Genomic DNA, 19499 nt, shown 5'->3' with positions numbered 1-19499 from the left:
CTCGCCTCCCCTAGAGATCCAGCACCAGACGTTCCGACTTCGCGCGTGATACGCAGATCTGCATGACCTTGTTGGACGCCTTCTCGTCGTCGCTGAGGATGACGTCGCGATGGTCGGGCACCCCTTCGATCACGCCGCACTGGCAGATGCCGCAATCGCCGCGCTGGCAGTCGTAGAGCACGTCGAGACCCGCGGCCTCCAGCGCCTGGATGATGGTCTGACCGGCCGCCACGCTGACGACCTGCCCGGTCGATTTGAGCTCGACCTCGAACGGCAAGTCGGCCGAGGACGATTGCTCGGCCTTGAAGAGCTCGTAGTGGATACGGTCTGCCGGAATGTCCCTGCCGAGCGCAACCGCCTTCACCGCTTCGATCATGCCGGCCGGACCGCAGGCGTAAATGTGGGCGTTTGCAGCGGCATCGCCGAGCGCCGCTGCGATGTCCAGGCGGGACTCGTCGCTGTCGTAGTGGATGGACAGGCCCTTGGCGCATATCTCCTGCAGGTGCGGCAGGAACGCGAGCAGGCCTTGCGTGCGGCCCGCATAGTGCAAGCGATACGGGCTTCCTCGGGCCGCGAGTTTCGCCGCCATCGACAGGATCGGCGTGACACCGATGCCGCCGGCGAACAGCAGCGCGGGCGCCGCTCCCTCATGCAGATGAAAATTGTTGACCGGCGCCGTTGCCTTCACGACATCGCCGATCTTCAGCGCGTGCATGAACTGCGAGCCGCCGGTCGATGCCTCCTCGCGCAGCACCCCAAGCGCCAGCATACCTTCGGGAAGGCCCGGCAAAGCCATCAGCGAGTACGGCCGGTCGCCTCCATTCGGGAGCGCCACGCGGATATGTGCACCCGCCTGCCATCGCGGCGCGACGCCGTCCTCCACGCCAAACACAAGGCTCCGTATGAACGGCGTCTCCGCGGCATACGATCTGACCTTGAGCTTGAGCGGATGCGTGTCCATTCAGGCATCTCACGAATTATATGAATTTGCATATTTTTAGACATGTAATAATTAGCTGTCAATCGCCGGCGCGGGCTCAGGCTCGGATTGCAGTCCCAGGCACGTCTCGTTGGTGCAGGACGGTTGGCACGGCCCCTCCGAGGTTGCCCACGCCTCAGCAGATCACTCCGAAGAACGGCCGGCCGTGCTTTCAATGGACTTTGCTGCCCGTGCACACGCCGCCTTTGAGCGCCCGCCCCGATCCATCATGGGCCGTGGGAAGATTTCAACTCAAGCCATTCATTTTGCTGAGATATTCCATCGCCGACGACCTGCCGACGCCGCATTCAGTGCCCTGGTGACCGCGCAAGAAGACAGCAATCGCGCTGCAAGCACAGCAATCGCTCTGGAGCGGGGAAGCATCCACGCCGCTAACGGTTGAGGGGAGCAAATCCAAGACCAAGCCATGTCCCTGTCCCCGAGCGGCACCGCCACACCCGCCTCCATTGTCGAGGCTCAGAAAGCCGTTCTGGGCAATCCACCCAAGGCACGCGCGAGCTTTGCCAAAGGCCGCTGCGTCAGGGGGACCTACATCCCTTCGGATCGGGCCGACGAGGTCACGAAGTCGCGGAGCTTCACAACACCATCGCGCGTGCTGGCGCGCTTCTCGGTGGACGGCGGTCCCCGCGAATCCGAGACCAGGGATCTCACGCTGCGCGGCTTCAGCTTCAGGCTCGGCAACGACGAGCATCGCTCCGACATCCTCACACAGAGCGCTCCGGTTCATTATGCGAGGACGCTCGATCAAATGCTGGCATTCCTCACCTCGCGCATGCCCGGTCGCGACGGAAGGCCGGACCTGGAGAAGATCAAGGCCTTCTCCACCGCCAATCCCGAAACGCTGCGTCAGGCGAACTACATCGCCGCGCATCCGCCTCCCCCGAGCTTTGCCGGCACGACCTACTGGGCCGTCCACGCCTTCCCCGCAACGAATTCGAAGGGCGAGACGCAGTTCATCAAATTCAAGGTCGTCCCGGTCGGTGGCGAACTTGCGATGATCGAGGGCAAGGCCAGGACGACGTCCGCCGACGTCCTGCACAACGATCTCAAAGGAAGGATCGCGACACGCGATATCCGGTTCAGCCTGATGGCGCTGCTCGGCCGTCCCGATGACCCGACGCAGGATGTCACGATCCGGTGGCCGGATGAGGACAGCCGGGAAGCCGTACGGCTCGGAACGATCGTGATCACCGCGATCGAAGCGGACGAGACGTGCGATACTTCCGGCTTCGATCCGGCAAATCTTGCGGAGGGCATCGGTTATCCGCCGGACGAGATCTTCGCGGCGCGCCGCGCCGCCTACGCCGGTTCACTGGCGCAGCGCCGCTGATCGGACGATCACGTCTCGCTGTCCCTGATGCCAAGCGCTTCGCGGCGCCATGCCGCCGGGCTGACGCCCACCTGCGCCGAGAACACCTTCGTCAAATGGCTTTGATTGGCGAACCCGACCGAGATCGCAATCTCGGACAGCGGCAGGTCGCGCAGGGTCATCAACTGCTTTGCCGCCTTTACACGCTGGCGGAGCAGCCACTGGTGAGGCGGAAGGCCGGTCGAGATTCGAAACGCGCGGGAAAAATGGCTAACCGAGAGACCAAACTCGGCCGCGATCTGTTGCAGTGAAAGCGTCCCGCCGAGATCCGAGTCGAGCCTTTCGCAGGCTCGCCTCACCTGCCATGGGGAAAGACCGCCCCGGGCCGCATCCGCGACGCGCTGCCATCCGCCATAGGTCTGGGCAATGTGGGCCGTGAACGCGAGCATCATGTGGTCGATGAAGAGCTGGTTGGCCTCTGCCGGACGACGCAGTCCTTCCAACATCAAGGCGCCGATATGGCGCATGATCTCGTCGTCATGGCCGAAACCATACCGGCACGCGAGGTCGCCAATGGGCGGCGTGCGGGCTTCTCGCGCGATTCCGTCGAGCGTCAGACGAGGAAGATAGAAATGGACGGAATGGAACGGCTTGTCGATGACGAAGCGCGGATCGTGCCGGAGATCGTACAGATAGGTCGTACCGGCTCTGACATTCGTCTTCGCAAAGCACTTGCCGTGCTCCCAGAGCTCGCAGTCAGGATAATCCTGCAGCTTCAGGCTGACGAGATAGGCGTCGTCGGCAAGCGAGCCGGAAAGACCCTCGACCGGCTCACTGTTCAGGGTTTCGGTGACCGCAACGTCGACGCCTCGCCGCGACCGCGTGATCAGCGAAGGCGGCGCATCCGCCAGGCTCAACTGCCGCTTGACCCTCTGTCCGAAGGTGCCCGCCAGTGCCATTCGATCGACCCATCCGTGGAATTCTGACCAGGCAACCCATCTGACTGCCGTCGCCCTGGAGGTCGGTAGCATTATCCGCTTCGGAGTACGGGGGTCCAGTCGCGTCGCGGCGTGATTTGCGATTGCGACGGGGCGCCGCGGCCGATTGTGGCAAAGCCATTTTCAGAAGCGATTTCAACATCTAATGCGTAAATCGTGAGCTTGATTCTCCGCAGTCGTCCAGGGATCGCCGATCACAAGATCTCGCGTCCGAGCGCTTTGAGCAGAATCAGGACAAGCACCGCGGTTTCAGGAAAGACCCCGTAGTCCCACGTGCCTAGAAAACCACACCGAGCGCTCGCGGCGCGCTGCGGCACCCGTACGGGCGCAAAAGAAGCGATGGCTTCACGCCGGGCGCGCAAATCGCGCTCAGCGCCGCGAGTGCAAGGCCCCTGAGACGAGCACGTCCAATGAGCAAACCGATCTCGCACAATTCTGCGCGTGAAAATCCTCCGGCCGCATCCGAGCCAAGCCAAGGCCAGTCGTCGGCGACCGGGCGGCTTGCCGCTGACGCCGAGATGGCGCGTGTGCTCCACACCGAACCATTTCGCGTGGCATTGGACTCCTCCGGTGCCGGGATCGCCCACTGGAAACACGAACCCTTGCACGACGTCGTCGAGCCCATGAGCCATCACGTCATCATGGCCTATAACGGAGCGGTGCAGCACATGGAGCGGCGCTCAGGACGGTCCGTTGCGATTGGAACGTTTCGTCGCGGGGCTGTGATCATCATTCCCGAAGGATCGAGCTCCCGATGGGATATTCCGAAGCCTGTCGACGTCGTTCAGCTCTATCTCCCCCACGCAACGCTGAAACGCGTCGCCGACGAAGCCGCGAGCGGCACATCGAGCGAACTCCTGGAGCGAACGGCGCATCCTGATCCCATTACGTCCCGATTGATCCTGAGCGCGGTCAACACGCTGGAGAGCAATGCGGCCCTGGACACGCTGTTCAGGCATCAGTTGATCGACCTCCTGGCGATGCGTCTCCTGGTTGCCCATACCGGCTCGCAAGCCCCATTCCAGCCGACCATCGGTGGGCTTTCGCCCAAGGTCCTGGCCCGTGCCATCGAACGCTTGCGCTCGGACAGCGATACCGACGTCTCCCTCGATGCCCTCGCCTCCGATGCCGGTCTGTCGCGCTTCCACTTCTGCCGCGCATTCAAGGAAAGCACCGGGCTCTCGCCTCACGCCTGGCTGCGCCAATACCGGCTCGAGCAAGCCATGAACCTGCTCCGCGATACCGACACATCGATCGCCCTGGTTGCGGCAGAGCTTGGTTATGCCTCGCAAACGGCCTTCGCCGCGGCGTTCAAGCGATTGAACGGCGAAACGCCGAGCGATTGGCGACGACGCGTGCGTTAGCAGCAATCGCTCCGCGGGTCCCGAAGTGCCTTCCGAACGCGAGACTAACTCCATGGACAAGCCAATCCTGCACGATCCTTTGGGGGCTCTGCTTGCCGCACCCGTTGCGCGCCACAGCGACTCGCCGAACGTCGAGCGGCGGCGTGCCGATGTGGAGATGGCGCGCATCCTGAAGACCGCGCCGCTCCAGATGGCCTCGGACCCCTCCAATGGCGGCATCGCGCATTGGAAGCACGGCGCTCTGCACGACGTCGTCGAGCCCATGACCGACCACGTCATCATGACGTACCCCACAGGCGTTCAGCGCCTGGAGCGACGCGCCGGAAAATCGGTTGCGATTGGAACGGCCCGTTCCGGAGTCGTGACGATCATCCCGGCTGGTTCGAGCGCCAGATGGGATATTCCCGGTCCTGTCGATGTCGTCCAGCTGTATCTTCCGCACGCAACGCTCGAACGCGTCGCCCGCGAAGCCGACGCGCCCATTCCCGGTGATCTTCTGGAGCGAACCGGGCATCTCGACCCTGTCACATCCGGACTGCTGATGAGCGGGGCGGATGTGTTGGAGGGCAACGCGGTTCTGGATGCACTCTTCAGGCAGCGACTGACCGATATCATCGCCACGCGCATCCTGGCCGCGCACATCGGCGAGCCGACCGCCATCGAGCCGATCATAGGCGGGCTGGCTCCCCAAGCTCTGCGACGCGCGATCGAACGCTTGCGTTCGGACAGCGATTCCGACGTCTCTCTTGCGGCGCTCGCTTCGGACGCCGGCCTGTCGCGCTTCCACTTCTGTCGTGCTTTCAAGGAAAGCACCGGTCTTTCGCCGCATAGCTGGCTGCGCCAGCACCGGCTCGAGCAGGCCATGAACACGCTGCGCGACACCGAAATCCCGATCGCCACGGTGGCGGCTGAGCTTGGCTATGCCTCTCAAACCGCCTTTGCCGCCGCGTTCAGAAGATTGACGGGAGAAACGCCGAGCGATTGGCGACGTCGCATGCGCTAAGCAGCAATCACTCTGCAGGCAGAGCAATCGCTCTGGCGCAACTGCAGGTCCGCTCCGCTAAATGATCAGGGTGCCCTCGATCCAATAGACGGAGACGAACAATGACCTGGAAGAACTTCGTTAGTCCGGTCAAACTCGTGCCGCGACGAAGGATGGCCGCAAGCGCCATCATGTACGGACTTTCATTGGCCGTTCGCTTCACCTCGGCAACCGGCGAGGAAGTGGAAATACCGGCGCAGTCCGTACACGACGCAAGTCCGGTGATGCCCATCATCGACAGGGATGGCGGCCAGCTCCCGTACGCCGATTGGCGTCCGAACGCCATCGAGCCAATTTTCTTTCGGCACCGCTGGCCGCCGCCGATGGCTTCGATGCCAGGCTGCCCCTCTCCCTGAGAATTCGCGATCTCGCGTCACGTCTTCGCGTCATCGGTCTCGACGATCCGCCACGAGAGTGGCGGCGGCGATGACGCGCCCATGCCCGGAAAGCTCAATCCACAGGAGATCATCAAATGCGACTCGTCATTATCGGCGCCGGCTTTGCCGGCATGTACGCCGCACTTTCCGCCGCGCGCCTGCGGGACATTCAGGGCGCTTCGCCCGAACAACTCGAGATCGCGCTTGTTGCACCGGAGCCGACGCTCGTGGTTCGGCCCCGCCTCTACGAAAGCAAGCCCGAGACCCTGACGGCACCTCTGCAAGACGTGTTGAAGGCCATCGACGTCGTCTACGTGCAAGGCAGCGCCGGGACCATCGATACCAAGTCTCGTGCGATCGAGCTCGTCACGGCCGAAGGCACGAAGCAGACTCTCTCCTACGATCGGCTGGTCGTTGCCACCGGCAGCCGGCTTTTCCGACCGAACATCCCCGGCATCGCCGAGCACGCCTTCAGCGTCGACAAGCTCGACGATGCGATTGCGCTCGAGCGGCATCTCCATGATCTGGCCGATCGGCCTGCAAGGAACGGACGCGATACGGTCGTCGTGGCCGGCGGCGGGTTCACCGGTATCGAGACGGCGACGGAGATGCCGGCGCGGCTGCGTGCGGTCCTCGGCAAGAACTCCAAGGCACGCGTCGTCATCGTCGATCGCAACAGTACGATCGCTCACGATATGGGCACAGATTCCCGCCCCGTCATTGAGGATGCGCTGCGCAAGCTTGGCGTGGAGACCCGTCTCGGCACCGGTGTCGCGTCGCTCGACAAGTCTGGCGTCACGCTTTCCAGCGGCGAACACATCGAGGCGGAGACCGTGATCTGGGCCGCGGGCATGCGCGCCGCTCCTTTGACCGCGCAGATCCCGGCCGAGCGCGACAATCTGGGCCGCCTCCTTGTCGACCGCGACTTGCGAGTGCCGGGCGTGGCCGGCGTCTTTGCCACCGGCGATGCCGCCAAAGCAGCGTGTGACGACGTCGGCAACCACGCGCTGATGTCGTGCCAGCATGCCACGCGAATGGGCGCGTTTGCCGGCAACAATGCCGCTGCCGAACTTTTGGGTGTCGCGACCAGGCCTTATCACCAGAAGGCCTACGCCACCTGCCTCGATCTGGGAGAAGCCGGCGCGATCTTCACGCGAGGCTGGGATCGGAAGCTCGAGCTCGTCGGCGACGAGGCGAAGCGGACCAAGCAGCAGATCAATACTGTCTGGATCTATCCGCCCCGACCGGAACGTGCGGCCGCGCTGGCCTCGGCCGATCCGGAGCACGTCGGCGAGGTGTAGCTGCCTCGCGCGAAACCGGGCCGCGTCGACCGTGCGCGAGCCCGGCCCGATCACCCCATACCAACCGGAGCCGACCATGATGAAACACGAAACCGTGCGCGCGAGCGCGTTCGCCATGCCACTGACCAGCCCGGCTTTCCCGCCCGGCCCCTATCGCTTCATCAATCGCGAATACTTCATCATCCAGTACCGGACAGATCCCGAGGCACTGCGCCGGATCGTGCCCGCACCACTCGAAATCACCGAACCGGTGGTGAACTATGAGTTCATCCGAATGCCGGACTCGACCGGATTTGGCGACTACACCGAAAGTGGGCAGGTCGTTCCGGTGTCCTATCAGGGCAAGGCCGGCAGCTTCGTCCACCAGATGTTCCTCAACGATCATCCGCCAATTGCGGGCGGGCGCGAGCTCTGGGGCTTTCCCAAGAAGCTGGCGCAGCCGAAGCTTGAGGTCGAGACCGACACCCTGGTCGGCACCTTGAACTACGGCTCGGTCCGCATCGCGACCGGCACGATGGGCTACAAGCACCGGGCCCTGGACGCCGCGGCCGAAGCAAAAAAGCTCGCCGCACCGAATTTCCTGCTCAAGATCATTCCGCATGTCGACGGCACGCCGCGCATCTGCGAGCTGGTGCGCTTCCATCTCGAAGACATCACCGTGAAGGGCGCCTGGACTGGGCCGGCAGCGCTCGACCTGTACTCGCACGCCCTTGCCCCCGTCGCCGAACTGCCGGTGCTCCAGGTGCTCTCGGCCAAGCATATCGTCGCCGACCTGACGCTCGGGCTCGGCACCGTGGTCCACGACTATCTGGCCTCGAGCGAAATCGTGCGGCGGCGCGGATCCTCCGAAACCCTGGTCGACGCGAATGCCGGCTGATCGACATCATCCGTACCATCGGGAGTCCTCAAAATGCTGAACGTGATGCGCGAGCAAACCAATCCTGTGCCGCAGCGGAGCAATTCGCTGCCCTACGATGTCGTCGCCCTGGTGTTGCAAGGCGGCGGCGCACTCGGCGCCTATCAGGCCGGAGTCTATGAAGGCCTGCACGAGGCCGGCATCCGGCCGAACTGGCTGGCCGGCATCTCGATCGGCGCGCTCAACGCCGCGATCATCGCGGGCTCGCCCGAAGGCGAGCGTGTTGCACGGTTGCGCGAGTTCTGGGAAACCATCTGCGCGTTTTCGATCGAGTGGCCCGCCGGCGAAGGGCTCGCCAACGCCCTGCCGTTTGCGTTCGACATCAACTCGGTACGCAACGCGATGGCGGCGGCGCGGGCCTTGATCCATGGCCAGCCTGGCTTCTTCAAGCCACGCTTCCCCTCGCCGCTCTGGTCACCGTTCTCGGGCGACGCCGCGACCAGCTTTTACGATACGGCCCCCCTGCACCGGACGCTGGAAAGGCTCGTCGACTTCGACCGGCTGAACTCGGGCGACGTGCGCGTCAGCGTCGGCGCGGTCAACGTCCGCACCGGCAACCTGACCTATTTCGACACCGCCGAGCGCCGGCTGGGACCGAAGCATTTCATGGCATCGGGCGCGCTGCCGCCGGGCTTCCCCGCCGTCGAGATCGAAGGCGAGCACTATTGGGATGGCGGCGTGGTTTCGAACACGCCTTTATCCCGCGTGCTGTCCGGCGAGCCGTGTGACACGCTGACGTTCCAGATCGATCTCTGGTCGGCCAAGGGCCACGTTCCCCACGACATGATGGAAGTGTCGAGCCGGCAGAAGGACATCCAGTATTCGAGCCGCACACGCGCCGTGACCGACCAGGTGCTGCGGATGCAGAAGATGCGTCAGGCCTTGCAGCGCACGATCGCGAAATTGCCGGACGCCGCCAGGCACGATCCCGAGATCCGCGCGATTGCGGAGATGGCGCGCCATCGTTGCTACAACATCGTGCACCTGATCTATCAGACCAAGATCCACGAGGGCCATTCGAGGGATTACGAGTTCGGGTTGAGCGCGATGCGCGCTCACTGGCAGAGCGGACTGGACGATATCCGCCGCACGCTGGCCGATCCGCGACGCCTGGACCCGCCGGCTCCCGAGCTCGGCATCGTCACCCACGACGTCCATCGCCGCGACTGAATCTCACCGCCCACCTCGTTTCGGAGAATACCATGTCTTCCATTCCCTATGCTCCCGAGCAGGACGCCAAAGCCAGCCTTCGGCCGTCCGGGCAGGCGATCAGGCGGGCCGCCCTCGCCTTGGCACTGGCCCTGGGCGTCGTCGCCGCAGCCGAGTTCGGCCACCACTATCTCACCATCGGCCGCTATCTGGAGACCACGGACGACGCCTACGTGAAGGCGGATTCCACGATCATCTCGCCGAAAGTGTCGGGCTATATCGCGCAGGTCCTGGTCGGCGACAACGAAATGGTGAAGGCCGGCCAGTTGCTGGCAAAGATCGACGATCGCGATTTCCGCGCCGCGCTCGATCAGGCCGGCGCTGACGTCGCCGCATCCGACGCCGCTGTCCGCAATCTCGATGCACAGCTTGCCCTGCAGCAGCCGATCATCGAGCAAGGCACGGCCGATGTCGCGGCCGCCACGGCCAATCTGAACTTCGCGCAGGAAGAGCAGGCCCGATACGACGGGCTGATGAAGACGGGCTCCGGTACGGTGCAGCGCGCGCAGCAGACCGACGCGGCACTGCGCGCCGCCGCCGCGCAATTGCAGCACGCCAAGTCGGGCCTGCTCGCGGCCGAGCGCAAGGTCGACGTGCTCTCCACCGAACGCGCCAGGGCAGTCGCGCAGCGCGACCGCGCCCGCGCGGTCGAGCAGCAGGCGGCATTGAACCTCTCCTACACCGGCATCATCGCGCCGGTCGACGGCACCGTCGGTGCGCGCTCGCTCCGGGTCGGGCAATTCGTCCAGGCCGGTACGCAGTTGATGGCCGTCGTCCCGCTCGATGCCGTGTACATCGTCGCCAATTTCAAGGAAACCCAGCTCACCCATGTGCGCGGTGGCCAGCCCGTCGAGCTGACCATCGACAGCTTCCGCGGCACCAGACTGCAGGGCCATGTCGACAGCCTGTCCCCGGCAAGCGGCCTGGAGTTCGCGCTGCTGCCGCCCGACAACGCGACCGGCAACTTCACCAAGATCGTCCAGCGCATGCCGGTGAAAATCGTCCTCGACGACCGCAGCCTGACCGGCCTGCTCCGTCCCGGCATGTCGGCCGAGCCGACCATCAACACCAGATCGGCGGCGATCGCCGAACGCGAAAGCAAAAAGCGTCTCGCATCGCAGCGCCCCGAGCCTCGCAGTTGAATGAACACGCGTCCCTGGCGGTTGTCTCCTCCCGGACAGTCCGCTCAGGCAATGCTTCTCTCGCAAGCGACGAGCAGACAACCATGACCACACTGCAACCGGCCATCGATGCCGTGCCCGCCGGCGAAGACGAGCGGTCCGTCATCACACCGACTCCGGCGGTCTCCGCCAAGACCTGGATCGCCATCGCCGGCGCCACGCTCGGCGCCTTCATGGCGGTGCTCAACATCCAGATCGTCAACGCTTCGCTGGCTGACATCCAGGGCGCGATCGGAGCCGGTATCGATGATGGCGGCTGGATCTCGACCTCCTACCTGATCGCCGAGATTGTGGTGATCCCGCTGTCCGGCTGGCTCGCGCAGGCGTTCTCGATCCGCATCTATCTCCTGACCAATGCGACGTTGTTCCTGGTGTTCTCGGCGGCCTGCGCGCTGGCGCAAAACCTGTCGCAGATGATCGTGTTGCGCGCCGTTCAGGGCTTTACCGGTGGCGTGCTGATCCCGATGGCGTTCACGCTCATCATCACGCTGCTGCCAAAGGCGAAGCAGCCGATCGGGCTGGCGCTGTTTGCGATCTCCGCGACCTTTGCGCCCGCGATTGGGCCGACCATCGGCGGCTATCTCACCGAGAACTGGGGCTGGCAGTACATCTTCTACGTCAACCTGGTGCCGGGCGCGGTCATGATCGGCTTGCTGTTCGTCTCGCTCGAGTCGCAACCGATGAAGCTGTCGCTGCTGCGCGAGGGCGATTGGGCCGGGATCGCCACCATGGCGATCGGTCTCGCCGCGCTGCAGACCGTGCTCGAGGAAGGCAACAAGGACGACTGGTTCGGCTCGCCGTTCATCGTCAAGCTGTCGATTGTCGCGGCGATCGCGCTGTCGGCCTTCCTGTGGATCGAGCTGGCGGCCAGGAAGCCGCTGCTGAACCTCCGCCTCCTGGCGCGTCGCAATTTCGGCTTCGGTATCCTCGCCAATTTCCTGCTCGGCATCGCGCTCTACGGCTCGGTCTTCATCCTGCCGGTCTATCTATCGCGCATCCAGGGCTACAACGCCGAGCAGATCGGCATGGTGCTGGCGTGGACCGGGCTGCCGCAGCTGTTGCTGATCCCGCTGGTGCCGCAACTGTTACGGCGCTTCGACGCGCGGCTCATCATCGGTGTCGGCTTTGCGCTGTTCGCAGCCTCCAACTTCATGAACATCTCGATGACCAACGACTACGCCACCGACCAGCTCTTCTGGCCGAACGTCGTCCGCGCCTTCGGTCAGGCACTGGTGTTCGCCCCGCTGTCCGCTGTCGCGACATCGGGCATCGAGGCGGAGAACGCGGGTTCGGCCTCGGGCCTGTTCAACATGATGCGTAACCTCGGCGGCGCCGTCGGCATCGCGCTGCTGCAGACGCTGCTCACCAAGCGCGAGCAATATCACTCCAACGTGCTGACGCAGTCGGTCTCGCTGCTGGAGCAGGCCACACAAGCCAGGCTCGAGAAGCTGACGCAGTATTTCATGAACCACGGCGTGACCGATCGCATCGACGCCGCTCACCGCGCCTATGTCGCGATCGGCAAGATCGTGCAGAAGCAGGCTTTCATCCTGGCTTTCGGCGACATGTTCTACCTGCTCGGTGTCGCGCTGATCGTCGCACTCGCCGCCTCCATGATGCTGAAGAAGCCCGGCCAGATCGAGGCCGGCGGGACCCACTAGTCCCCCACCCCACCTGACGTCGAAAGGAACTCCCATGTTGAAGGATAAGGTCGCTATCGTCACCGGATCGACCAGCGGTATCGGGCTCGGAATCGCCAGAGAGTTGGCTAGGCTCCGCGTCAACCTCGTGTTGAACGGCTTCGGCGACCCCGGCGAGATCGAAGCCATCCGCAGCGGGATCGAGCGCGAGCACGGCGTGCGCGTAGTCTACGATGGCGCTGATATGTCGAAGGGCGATGCCGTGCGCCGATTGATCGCCGCGACAATCGAGACGTTCGGACGCCTCGACATCCTCGTGAACAATGCCGGCATCCAGTTCACCGCGCCGGTGGAAGAATTTCCGTCGGCCAAGTGGCATGCGATCCTGGACATCAACCTGTCGGCCGCGTTTCACGGCATCGCGGCGGCAGTGCCCCAGATGAAGAAGCAGCACTGGGGCCGGATCGTCAACATCGCCTCAACCCACGGCCTCGTCGCTTCGACGCACAAGGCGGCCTACGTCGCCGCCAAGCACGGGTTGATCGGCCTGACCAAGGTGGTTGGCCTGGAGACCGCCGGCAGCGGCGTGACCTGCAACGCAGTCTGTCCCGGCTGGGTGCGGACGCCCTTGGTCGAAAAGCAGATCAGCGACATCGCCGCAGAGAAAAACATCAGTCAAAAGGACGCCGCCAAGGCACTCCTGGGCGAGAAACAACCGTCATCCGAGTTCGTCTCTCCGGAGCAGCTTGGAGGCACCGTGGCCTTCCTGTGCTCGCCTGCGGCGAACCAGATCACGGGCACCGCGATCGCGGTCGATGGCGGATGGACGGCACAGTAGCCGGCGGTCAGTGAGCGGCCCATGCGAACGGCCAGCATCGGAGTAGCCAAAGATGTCCCTGCTCGCCAGAGACCTCATCGTGCTGCAAAGGTCCGCGGATTCAGCGGATGACGCAGCGGAGCTGTCGCGCCTGGAGGCGCGGCTGCCACCGCTGCTCAGCATCATCGCCGGAATGGTCGACTTCACCGGCTTCTTCACGCTGGGTCATATCTTCACGGCTCACGTGACCGGCAATATCGTGCTGGCCGCCGTCGTTGCCATCGATGGCGGCTCGTTTCATTGGGCACAGTTGTTGGCGATTCCCGTCTTCATGCTGACCCTGGCGACCGTCTGGCTGATCGCCCAAGCTTCCGGCCGGCACGGTTCGAGCCTGGCGCGACTGTTGCTTCGGGTTCAGTTCCTCGTGCTGGCCGCGTTGTTGATCTTCAGCGTCATCACAAGGCCGTCTGCCGATGCGGCTGGATCCCGGGCCGGCGCGGCCGCGATGATCGCCGTGTCGGCCATGGCCTGCCAGTACGCGCTCCTTCGCCTCGCTCTGCCGGGCGCGATCTCGACGGCGGTGATGACCGGCAATCTGGCCAATGCCGTCTTGTCGGCGATGGACCTGCTCGCTCCACGCACCCCTCTGCTGCCGCATGATTCAACGCCGCTGGGTCGCTCGCTCCATCGCTTGCTCGGCTTCATCTTCGGCTGTGTCGCCGCCGCGGCGGCTGTTTCAGTACTGGGAGACTGGGCCTGGTCCCTTCCGGCAGCCTTGTCTGCCGTCGCGGTCGCGGTGCGTTAGCGGGTCTGACTCAATATGCATACCGCAGCCGAAGCGCGGCATGATCGACCATCGACCTGTGGCTTAATCGGCAATCCTGCCATCCACGCACGTAACGCAAGCGCCGCCAACGCTGATCTCGCCGTCCGCTTCGATCGCCAAGGCGATGCGGCCATCGCGCCCGACGCAGCGCCCCTGCGCCGCCGTGTAGCTCGTCCCGGCCTTGAGGAGACCGCGGTCGCGATGGAACACGGCGATGGCGCCGTTTCCACTGCCGCATACCGGGTCCTCCTCGACGCCGCATGATGGTGCAAAAGAACGCACCTCGATAGCCGCCTCGCCATCAGCGTGACGGCCAAAAAGCGAGAGCCCGGTCACACCGAGCCGCTTCTCGAAGGCAGCCGAGCGCCGGAAGTCTGGGGTCAGCGCGAGCACACTGTCCGCGTCGGCAAGTTGCGCGACGACCCAGACGGCCCCGACATCCACGATCGCTGGAGCCACCTCGCGAACGATCCGATGCCCGATGACTGCCTCCAATTCGTCGACGTCTGCGGCTGAAAGAGCCGTGACCTTCGCCGGCGGCAACGCAAGCGTCAGACGCCTCTCCGCGCCGTCGCCCTCCACGGCAATCCGCACCAGCCCGACACCGCATTCCTGGACGAGACGACCGCCCCGGGGCATCACGCGGCCTGCCTCCAACACGGCATGGGCGCTGCCGAGCGTCGGATGCCCGGCAAACGGCAGTTCGCTGCGGGGGGTAAAAATGCGCAGGCGGTAGTCCGCCTCGGAACTCGTGGGCGGCAAGAGAAATGTCGTTTCCGACAGGTTCGTCCAGCGGGCAATTGCCTGCATTTCGGCCGTCGCCAGCCCCTCGGCATCACGGACGACTGCGACGGGGTTTCCCAGGAAGGGTTTGGAGGAGAAAGCGTCGACGACTTTGTAGGCTCTCATGACTCTCGCTCTGCGGTTTGCCATCGCAGTGTTAACGCTTGACCTGCCCCGCTTGTAAAGGGCTCGAGGCTATCGCGCGAGCACCGTGACGATGGTTCGGCAGAAATCGAAAATGAACCGGCCATAGAGAGCGCCGGATCCCGGATCTGAAGATGCCAGGCGATAGGAGTTACCGAGAGCACGGGCGATCTCCAGCACGCCCGTGACTTCATGGTGCGTCATAGCCAGGTGAATGCCGGCCAGCGGCAGCATCAGGGCCTCAATGCCAACACTGCTCATGACGGCCCAACTTCGGCGCGAGGCAGCGGCAGGAATTGCGCAAGGTAGGCGCTCCTCCATTGATAAGGCGTATCGCCGGCGAAACGCTTGAATACCGTCGTGAAATGCGCCTGGGTCTGGAATCCGACGGTCAAGGCAACGTCGACCAGCGAGACGTCGGCGCGCCTCAGCAGTTCCTGGGCGCGTTCGATCCGCCGCTTCAGCAGAAAGTCGTGAGGCCGCATGCCGACGGCCGCGCGGAACTGCGCGGCAAAGTGCATGCGGCTGAGGCCGGCGACCGCCGCCAGATGCTGCAAGGTGATCTTGCCAGCCAAATTCTCGTCGACATATTGCAGCACGCGCTTCAGGCGCCATTTTTGCAATGACCGCACAGACCGGCACCGCTCGTCGGCCTGATGGGTCTCGTTGCGCGCGACGGCCGTCGGCCGGCTGGCTCTGCGGGTCAGGATGGCAAGACGCAAGGCGTCCGCAAGGATGGCGGAGTGAGGATGATGGGCCGCTTCGGTTGCCGCGAGCGCATCGGAGAGGCTTCGCATCACCGGGTCCGGGAACTCGCCTGCACCGGCCTCCCGATCGGTCTCGACGGAAATGCGCGCGAGGCGTTTCGCCGATACCCTGAAGCTGGGCCCGTCGCCGGCGCATCTCCGCACGCCCGGCGGGGGCGTCTCGATGGCCAGGGCCACATCGAGGTGAACGAGGGACAGCGTCATCGCCTTTTCGCCGGCGCGATCGGGACGTTCCGCAAGCCCGGACTGGCAACCATCGATGGCCGAGACGCCGATCGAGCCGACGACATGATCCTTCGCGCCTAGCGGGTGTGACATCTGTAGCGACATCGTCGAACTCCTTGTCCCATTTTCGATCCGGCGAGACCCAATGGCTCGTCCGAATGTGGGAGCAGAGTAGTTCGGCGGTCCCCGCGCTCCATTCTACGCGCGGGTGCACCGGATAGGTTCTCGGGTTGATCGCGTCATACCTAGGTATGACCGTGGCGTCGCCGGCCGCGCGGACGTCCCGTTCGCCGCGATGGCGGAACTGGTCTCGCCCTGCGGTATGTTGACGCGCTCGCCAATGGTCGGAAACTCACGCAAAACCCCGTTTTTGCCGGGGAATGTGCCTCATCGGCACGCGCGCGGGATCGAACCGCGGCAACGTCTTTCAAGAGAGCACGAAAATCATGTTGCCGCATGTTGTCGGCCCGATCAAATCGCGGCATCAACGTGACCGAAAATGAGCAGAGCGACCACCAGCGACGATGACCAGTCTTGATCGGGCCACGGGTTCATCGATGAGCCGCGCCGGCTTGCGGTTCTGGTCTGCCGTCCTCGCTTTCGCGGTTTTCCTGGTCGATGTGCTGACGCCGCTCGAGGGCGCGGTCGCAGTTCTCTACGTCGTTGCGATCCTGCTCGCGGCGAGGACGCACCGGCGTAACGACATCATCGCCGCCGCTGTCGGCTGCAGCGTCCTGACCATAACCGCCTATCTACTGTCGCACGATCTGGAGGCGATCGCCTCGCCTGCCCTTCGTGCGCTGGTGAGCCTCGCAGCCATCGGAATCACGACCTTGCTGGCGCTCCAGAATCAGGCGGCGACGAAGCGCCTCGCGGCGCAGGCGCGCCTGCTCAATCTCTCGCATGACATGATCTTCGTCAGGGATCGCGGCGGCGTGATCAGTTTCTGGAACAGGGCCGCGGAACAGGCCTACGGCTGGTCGGCCGACGAGGCGGTCGGGCAACTCGCCGACGCGCTGCTGAGAACCAAATATCCCGACCGGCGAGAGGCCATCGAGGCCGGCCTGCTCGACATCGGCCGATGGGAAGGCAGGCTGGAGCAGCGGACGAAGGCCGGCGGCGCACTCACCGTCGATGCAAGATGGGCGCTCCAGCACGACCATCTCGGCAAACCCGTTGGAGTCCTTGAAACCCACACCGACGTCACGGACCGCGTCGCGGCACATAACGCGCTGGTGCAGAGCGAGCAGCGATACCGCCGGATGTTCGACGCAAGCCGGGTCGGCATCGTCGAGGAGGATTGGAGCGCAGTGCGGACCGCGCTGAATTCGCTGGAGACCGGAGGCGCCACGTTGCGGGACTACCTTGCACGAAATCCTGAATTCGTGCGGCATGTCCGCCGGCTCGCCAGAATTACCGACGTCAATCCGGCCCTCCAGAAGATGGCGGGAGCAAGCGACTCTGCGGCCTTCATCGCGAACGTGGACAGGCTTCTGGACGAGAACCACCGCCGTTTCCTCGGCGCGCTGATCGCATTCGCGGAAGGAGAGCGGTTCCACGAAGGCGAGACCGATTTCGTGAGTCTCGACGGACGCAAGGTTCCCGTCATGTTTACGATCACCTTTCCGGCCGAGCCCGACGGAGATCGCAACGTGCTCGCCTTCGTCATCGACATCACCGAGCGCAAGCAGGCACAGGATGCGCTGCTCGCGGCGCAGGCGGAGCTGGCGCATGCCGCGCGCGTCGCCACCCTCGGCGAGCTCAGCGCGTCCATTGCCCACGAGGTGAATCAGCCTCTGGCAGCGATCGTCACCAGCGGCGAGGCTGGCTTGCGGTGGCTGCGCCGCGACGTGCCCGATCTCAAGGAGGTTGCGGCGACGATCGGTCACGTCGTTGCTCAGGGCCGCCGCGCCAGCGAGATCGTGACCCGCATCCGGACTTTCCTGAAGAAGGCCCCTACCCAGCAGGATCTGCTGCAGATCGACGAGATCATCGAGGAAGCGACCCTCCTGGTCGCGCGCGAGCTCGTCAAGGACGACGTCACCCTCATCGTCGAGACGGAGCATGGCCTGCCGCCGGTTCGCGGCGACCGGATCCAGCTTCAGCAGGTCCTGGTCAATCTTCTGATCAATGCCGGCCAGGCCATGTCAGGCCGGCCTGGTTCCCGCACCGTTACGCTGCGCGCCGGAACCGTGGACGGCGAAAACCTCGCCATCACGGTCGAGGACAGCGGCCCGGGCATCCAGCCGGACGACCTGCCGCGCCTGTTTGATCCGTTCTTCACCACCAAGGGCGGCGGCATGGGCATGGGACTTGCGATCTGCCGAACGACGGTGGAAGCTCACGGCGGCCGATTGTCCGTGGAGAGCTCTCCGGGCTCGGGCGCGACATTCCACCTGACACTGCCATTTAGCCAAGAACACGCCTTGCCATGACACGACCAAACCAAGTGCAACCGCCGGCCCAATCCTCCAGTTCAGTCGTCATCATCGTTGATGACGACGCGAGCATTCGTGCCTCGCTCGACAGCCTGTTCCGATCCGTCGGCCTCGAGACACGCCTGTTCGGCTCACCGGCCGAGCTGCTTGGCGGCGTCATGCCCGACAAACCGGCCTGCATCGTGCTGGACGTCCGGCTCCCGGGCGTGAGCGGCCTCGATCTCCAGGGGCAACTGACCCGCCAGGGCATCAGATATCCAATCATCTTCATGACCGGTCATGGGGACATTCCAATGTCGGTGCGCGCCATGAAGGCTGGCGCCGTGGATTTCCTGTCCAAGCCGTTTCGCGATCAGGACATGCTCGATGCAGTGACGGCAGCGCTCGAGCGCGATGCGCAGCGCCGTGCGGAAGCCGCGACGAAGGAGGATATCCGGATCCAGTATGAGAGCCTGACGGCGCGCGAGCGCGAGGTGATGGGCCATGTGACCGCCGGCTTGATGAACAAGCAGGTGGCAGGCCTGATCGGCCTCAGCGAGATCACCGTCAAGATCCACCGCGGCAACGTCATGCGCAAGATGGAGGTCCGGTCGCTGGCCGACCTCGTTCGCAAGGCCGAAGCGCTCGGGATTTCCCAGAACCGAAAGACTACGGACCAAACCTGAGTATAATTCCGGCGGGACTGCCGCACGGTGCATAAGGCCCCATCGGCCGCCCAATGGGAGATATCCTCCCTGCGGAACACAGCGGTCAGGATGTGTGCCAATGGCCAAAACCCCGGTGATTGCGATCGTGGACGACGACGAAGGCGTGCGCGCGTCGCTGGCGAGCCTCGTGCGTTCGCTCGGCTATGAAGCCCACGCCTACGAGTCCGGCGTCGCCTTCCTGCGGGAACCGGCGGGAGAAGATCCGGCCTGCATGATCGCCGACGTTCAGATGCCGGTCATTACCGGCGATGAATTGCAGGCTCGCCTGGTTGCCTCCGGCCGCCATTTCCCGATCATTTTCATGACCGCTTTCCCGAGCGAACCCGTGCGCCAGCGCGTCATGGCGGCTGGCGCGCATTGCTATCTCGGCAAGCCATCCAGCGGCGACGAGATCATCCGCCGCCTCGAAGAGGCCCTGGCGGGCCACGCGCCGCAATAGTCGGGCCCCGGCTCGG

At 64.4% G+C, this 19499-nt stretch carries 19 protein-coding genes; 14 read left to right on the top strand and 5 right to left on the bottom strand.

The window, feature by feature from the left end; all coding sequences use genetic code 11:
* Positions 1 to 10: 10 nt before the first annotated feature.
* Positions 11 to 961 (bottom strand): PDR/VanB family oxidoreductase, encoded by a 951-nt coding sequence (locus tag AB7245_RS17210; protein WP_085401721.1) that lies wholly within the window; start codon positions 959 to 961, stop codon positions 11 to 13.
* A 445-nt stretch (positions 962 to 1406) separates the two neighbouring features.
* Here AB7245_RS17210 and AB7245_RS17205 point away from each other — a divergent pair, with 445 nt between their 5' ends.
* Positions 1407 to 2330, top strand: coding sequence for a catalase (locus tag AB7245_RS17205; RefSeq protein ID WP_085401722.1), 924 nt, complete (start codon positions 1407 to 1409; stop codon positions 2328 to 2330).
* A gap of 8 nt (positions 2331 to 2338) precedes the next feature.
* Here the strand turns inward: AB7245_RS17205 and AB7245_RS17200 are convergent, their stop codons facing one another.
* Entirely contained in the window at positions 2339 to 3268 is a 930-nt protein-coding gene (locus AB7245_RS17200; RefSeq protein WP_085401723.1) for a helix-turn-helix domain-containing protein, read from the bottom strand.
* 449 nt (positions 3269 to 3717) lie between these two features.
* On the opposite strand from AB7245_RS17200, the gene AB7245_RS17195 reads away from it, so the two are divergent.
* From AB7245_RS17195 to AB7245_RS17150, 10 genes are all read left to right on the top strand, one after another.
* A complete protein-coding gene (locus tag AB7245_RS17195) occupies positions 3718 to 4671 on the top strand; it encodes a helix-turn-helix domain-containing protein (RefSeq protein WP_439034447.1) in 954 nt (317 codons plus the stop codon).
* A 52-nt stretch (positions 4672 to 4723) separates the two neighbouring features.
* A complete protein-coding gene (locus tag AB7245_RS17190; protein ID WP_244623229.1) occupies positions 4724 to 5674 on the top strand; it encodes a helix-turn-helix transcriptional regulator in 951 nt (316 codons plus the stop codon).
* Between the two features lie 101 nt (positions 5675 to 5775).
* Positions 5776 to 6069, top strand: a complete 294-nt coding sequence (locus AB7245_RS17185; RefSeq protein WP_085401726.1) for a hypothetical protein — start codon at positions 5776 to 5778, stop codon at positions 6067 to 6069.
* Positions 6070 to 6185: 116 nt separating this feature from the next.
* Complete coding sequence (locus AB7245_RS17180) at positions 6186 to 7391, top strand: NAD(P)/FAD-dependent oxidoreductase (protein ID WP_085401727.1); 1206 nt, start codon at positions 6186 to 6188, stop codon at positions 7389 to 7391.
* 79 nt (positions 7392 to 7470) lie between these two features.
* Complete coding sequence (locus tag AB7245_RS17175) at positions 7471 to 8268, top strand: acetoacetate decarboxylase (protein ID WP_085401773.1); 798 nt, start codon at positions 7471 to 7473, stop codon at positions 8266 to 8268.
* A gap of 33 nt (positions 8269 to 8301) precedes the next feature.
* On the top strand, positions 8302 to 9477 hold the full coding sequence (locus AB7245_RS17170) for a DUF3734 domain-containing protein (protein ID WP_085401728.1): 1176 nt from the start codon (positions 8302 to 8304) through the stop codon (positions 9475 to 9477).
* Between the two features lie 32 nt (positions 9478 to 9509).
* Positions 9510 to 10658 carry an HlyD family secretion protein gene (locus AB7245_RS17165; protein ID WP_085401729.1) on the top strand — a complete coding sequence of 383 codons (1149 nt, stop codon included), beginning with the start codon at positions 9510 to 9512 and terminating at the stop codon, positions 10656 to 10658.
* A gap of 83 nt (positions 10659 to 10741) precedes the next feature.
* Positions 10742 to 12358 carry an MDR family MFS transporter gene (locus AB7245_RS17160; protein ID WP_135215364.1) on the top strand — a complete coding sequence of 539 codons (1617 nt, stop codon included), beginning with the start codon at positions 10742 to 10744 and terminating at the stop codon, positions 12356 to 12358.
* Positions 12359 to 12392: 34 nt separating this feature from the next.
* Positions 12393 to 13175: a 3-hydroxybutyrate dehydrogenase gene (locus AB7245_RS17155; RefSeq protein ID WP_439034446.1), complete on the top strand. Its 783-nt coding sequence runs from the start codon at positions 12393 to 12395 to the stop codon at positions 13173 to 13175.
* 52 nt (positions 13176 to 13227) lie between these two features.
* Entirely contained in the window at positions 13228 to 13959 is a 732-nt protein-coding gene (locus AB7245_RS17150) for a YoaK family protein (protein ID WP_085401732.1), read from the top strand.
* Between the two features lie 63 nt (positions 13960 to 14022).
* On the opposite strand, the gene AB7245_RS17145 is transcribed toward AB7245_RS17150, so the two are convergent.
* From AB7245_RS17145 to AB7245_RS17135, 3 genes are all read right to left on the bottom strand, one after another.
* Positions 14023 to 14889 (bottom strand): PhzF family phenazine biosynthesis protein, encoded by an 867-nt coding sequence (locus AB7245_RS17145; protein ID WP_085401733.1) that lies wholly within the window; start codon positions 14887 to 14889, stop codon positions 14023 to 14025.
* Positions 14890 to 14958: 69 nt separating this feature from the next.
* Positions 14959 to 15168 (bottom strand): hypothetical protein, encoded by a 210-nt coding sequence (locus AB7245_RS17140; RefSeq protein WP_085401734.1) that lies wholly within the window; start codon positions 15166 to 15168, stop codon positions 14959 to 14961.
* The gene (locus AB7245_RS17135; RefSeq protein WP_085401735.1) at positions 15165 to 16004 is read right to left on the bottom strand and encodes an AraC family transcriptional regulator; all 840 of its coding nucleotides are present in this window, start codon (positions 16002 to 16004) and stop codon (positions 15165 to 15167) included. Before AB7245_RS17135 ends, AB7245_RS17140 begins: the two co-directional genes overlap by 4 nt.
* Positions 16005 to 16456: 452 nt before the next feature.
* Between AB7245_RS17135 and AB7245_RS17130 the strand changes: the two genes are divergently transcribed.
* The 3 genes from AB7245_RS17130 (at position 16457) to AB7245_RS17120 (ending at position 19483) form a co-directional block, all read left to right on the top strand.
* Positions 16457 to 18334: a PAS domain-containing sensor histidine kinase gene (locus AB7245_RS17130; RefSeq protein ID WP_354074959.1), complete on the top strand. Its 1878-nt coding sequence runs from the start codon at positions 16457 to 16459 to the stop codon at positions 18332 to 18334.
* Entirely contained in the window at positions 18331 to 19002 is a 672-nt protein-coding gene (locus AB7245_RS17125) for a response regulator transcription factor (RefSeq protein ID WP_038944749.1), read from the top strand. Before AB7245_RS17130 ends, AB7245_RS17125 begins: the two co-directional genes overlap by 4 nt.
* 100 nt (positions 19003 to 19102) lie before the next feature.
* Positions 19103 to 19483: a response regulator transcription factor gene (locus tag AB7245_RS17120; RefSeq protein ID WP_038955794.1), complete on the top strand. Its 381-nt coding sequence runs from the start codon at positions 19103 to 19105 to the stop codon at positions 19481 to 19483.
* Positions 19484 to 19499 lie beyond the last annotated feature (16 nt).

Source organism: Bradyrhizobium sp. 604_D8_N2_3, from assembly GCF_051810765.1.
In the GTDB taxonomy this organism is placed as follows: domain Bacteria; phylum Pseudomonadota; class Alphaproteobacteria; order Rhizobiales; family Xanthobacteraceae; genus Bradyrhizobium; species Bradyrhizobium barranii.
The sequence above is the reverse complement of the archived record's forward strand: the minus strand, read 5'-3'. Positions and strand labels throughout refer to the sequence as shown.

Coding starts and splice junctions, on each gene's coding strand:
- AB7245_RS17210 (WP_085401721.1), bottom strand. CDS start 961: ATGGACACGCATCCGCTCAAGCTCAAGGTCAGATCGTATGCCGCGGAG.
- AB7245_RS17205 (WP_085401722.1), top strand. CDS start 1,407: ATGTCCCTGTCCCCGAGCGGCACCGCCACACCCGCCTCCATTGTCGAG.
- AB7245_RS17200 (WP_085401723.1), bottom strand. CDS start 3,268: ATGGCACTGGCGGGCACCTTCGGACAGAGGGTCAAGCGGCAGTTGAGC.
- AB7245_RS17195 (WP_439034447.1), top strand. CDS start 3,718: ATGAGCAAACCGATCTCGCACAATTCTGCGCGTGAAAATCCTCCGGCC.
- AB7245_RS17190 (WP_244623229.1), top strand. CDS start 4,724: ATGGACAAGCCAATCCTGCACGATCCTTTGGGGGCTCTGCTTGCCGCA.
- AB7245_RS17185 (WP_085401726.1), top strand. CDS start 5,776: ATGACCTGGAAGAACTTCGTTAGTCCGGTCAAACTCGTGCCGCGACGA.
- AB7245_RS17180 (WP_085401727.1), top strand. CDS start 6,186: ATGCGACTCGTCATTATCGGCGCCGGCTTTGCCGGCATGTACGCCGCA.
- AB7245_RS17175 (WP_085401773.1), top strand. CDS start 7,471: ATGAAACACGAAACCGTGCGCGCGAGCGCGTTCGCCATGCCACTGACC.
- AB7245_RS17170 (WP_085401728.1), top strand. CDS start 8,302: ATGCTGAACGTGATGCGCGAGCAAACCAATCCTGTGCCGCAGCGGAGC.
- AB7245_RS17165 (WP_085401729.1), top strand. CDS start 9,510: ATGTCTTCCATTCCCTATGCTCCCGAGCAGGACGCCAAAGCCAGCCTT.
- AB7245_RS17160 (WP_135215364.1), top strand. CDS start 10,742: ATGACCACACTGCAACCGGCCATCGATGCCGTGCCCGCCGGCGAAGAC.
- AB7245_RS17155 (WP_439034446.1), top strand. CDS start 12,393: ATGTTGAAGGATAAGGTCGCTATCGTCACCGGATCGACCAGCGGTATC.
- AB7245_RS17150 (WP_085401732.1), top strand. CDS start 13,228: ATGTCCCTGCTCGCCAGAGACCTCATCGTGCTGCAAAGGTCCGCGGAT.
- AB7245_RS17145 (WP_085401733.1), bottom strand. CDS start 14,889: ATGAGAGCCTACAAAGTCGTCGACGCTTTCTCCTCCAAACCCTTCCTG.
- AB7245_RS17140 (WP_085401734.1), bottom strand. CDS start 15,168: ATGAGCAGTGTTGGCATTGAGGCCCTGATGCTGCCGCTGGCCGGCATT.
- AB7245_RS17135 (WP_085401735.1), bottom strand. CDS start 16,004: ATGTCGCTACAGATGTCACACCCGCTAGGCGCGAAGGATCATGTCGTC.
- AB7245_RS17130 (WP_354074959.1), top strand. CDS start 16,457: ATGAGCCGCGCCGGCTTGCGGTTCTGGTCTGCCGTCCTCGCTTTCGCG.
- AB7245_RS17125 (WP_038944749.1), top strand. CDS start 18,331: ATGACACGACCAAACCAAGTGCAACCGCCGGCCCAATCCTCCAGTTCA.
- AB7245_RS17120 (WP_038955794.1), top strand. CDS start 19,103: ATGGCCAAAACCCCGGTGATTGCGATCGTGGACGACGACGAAGGCGTG.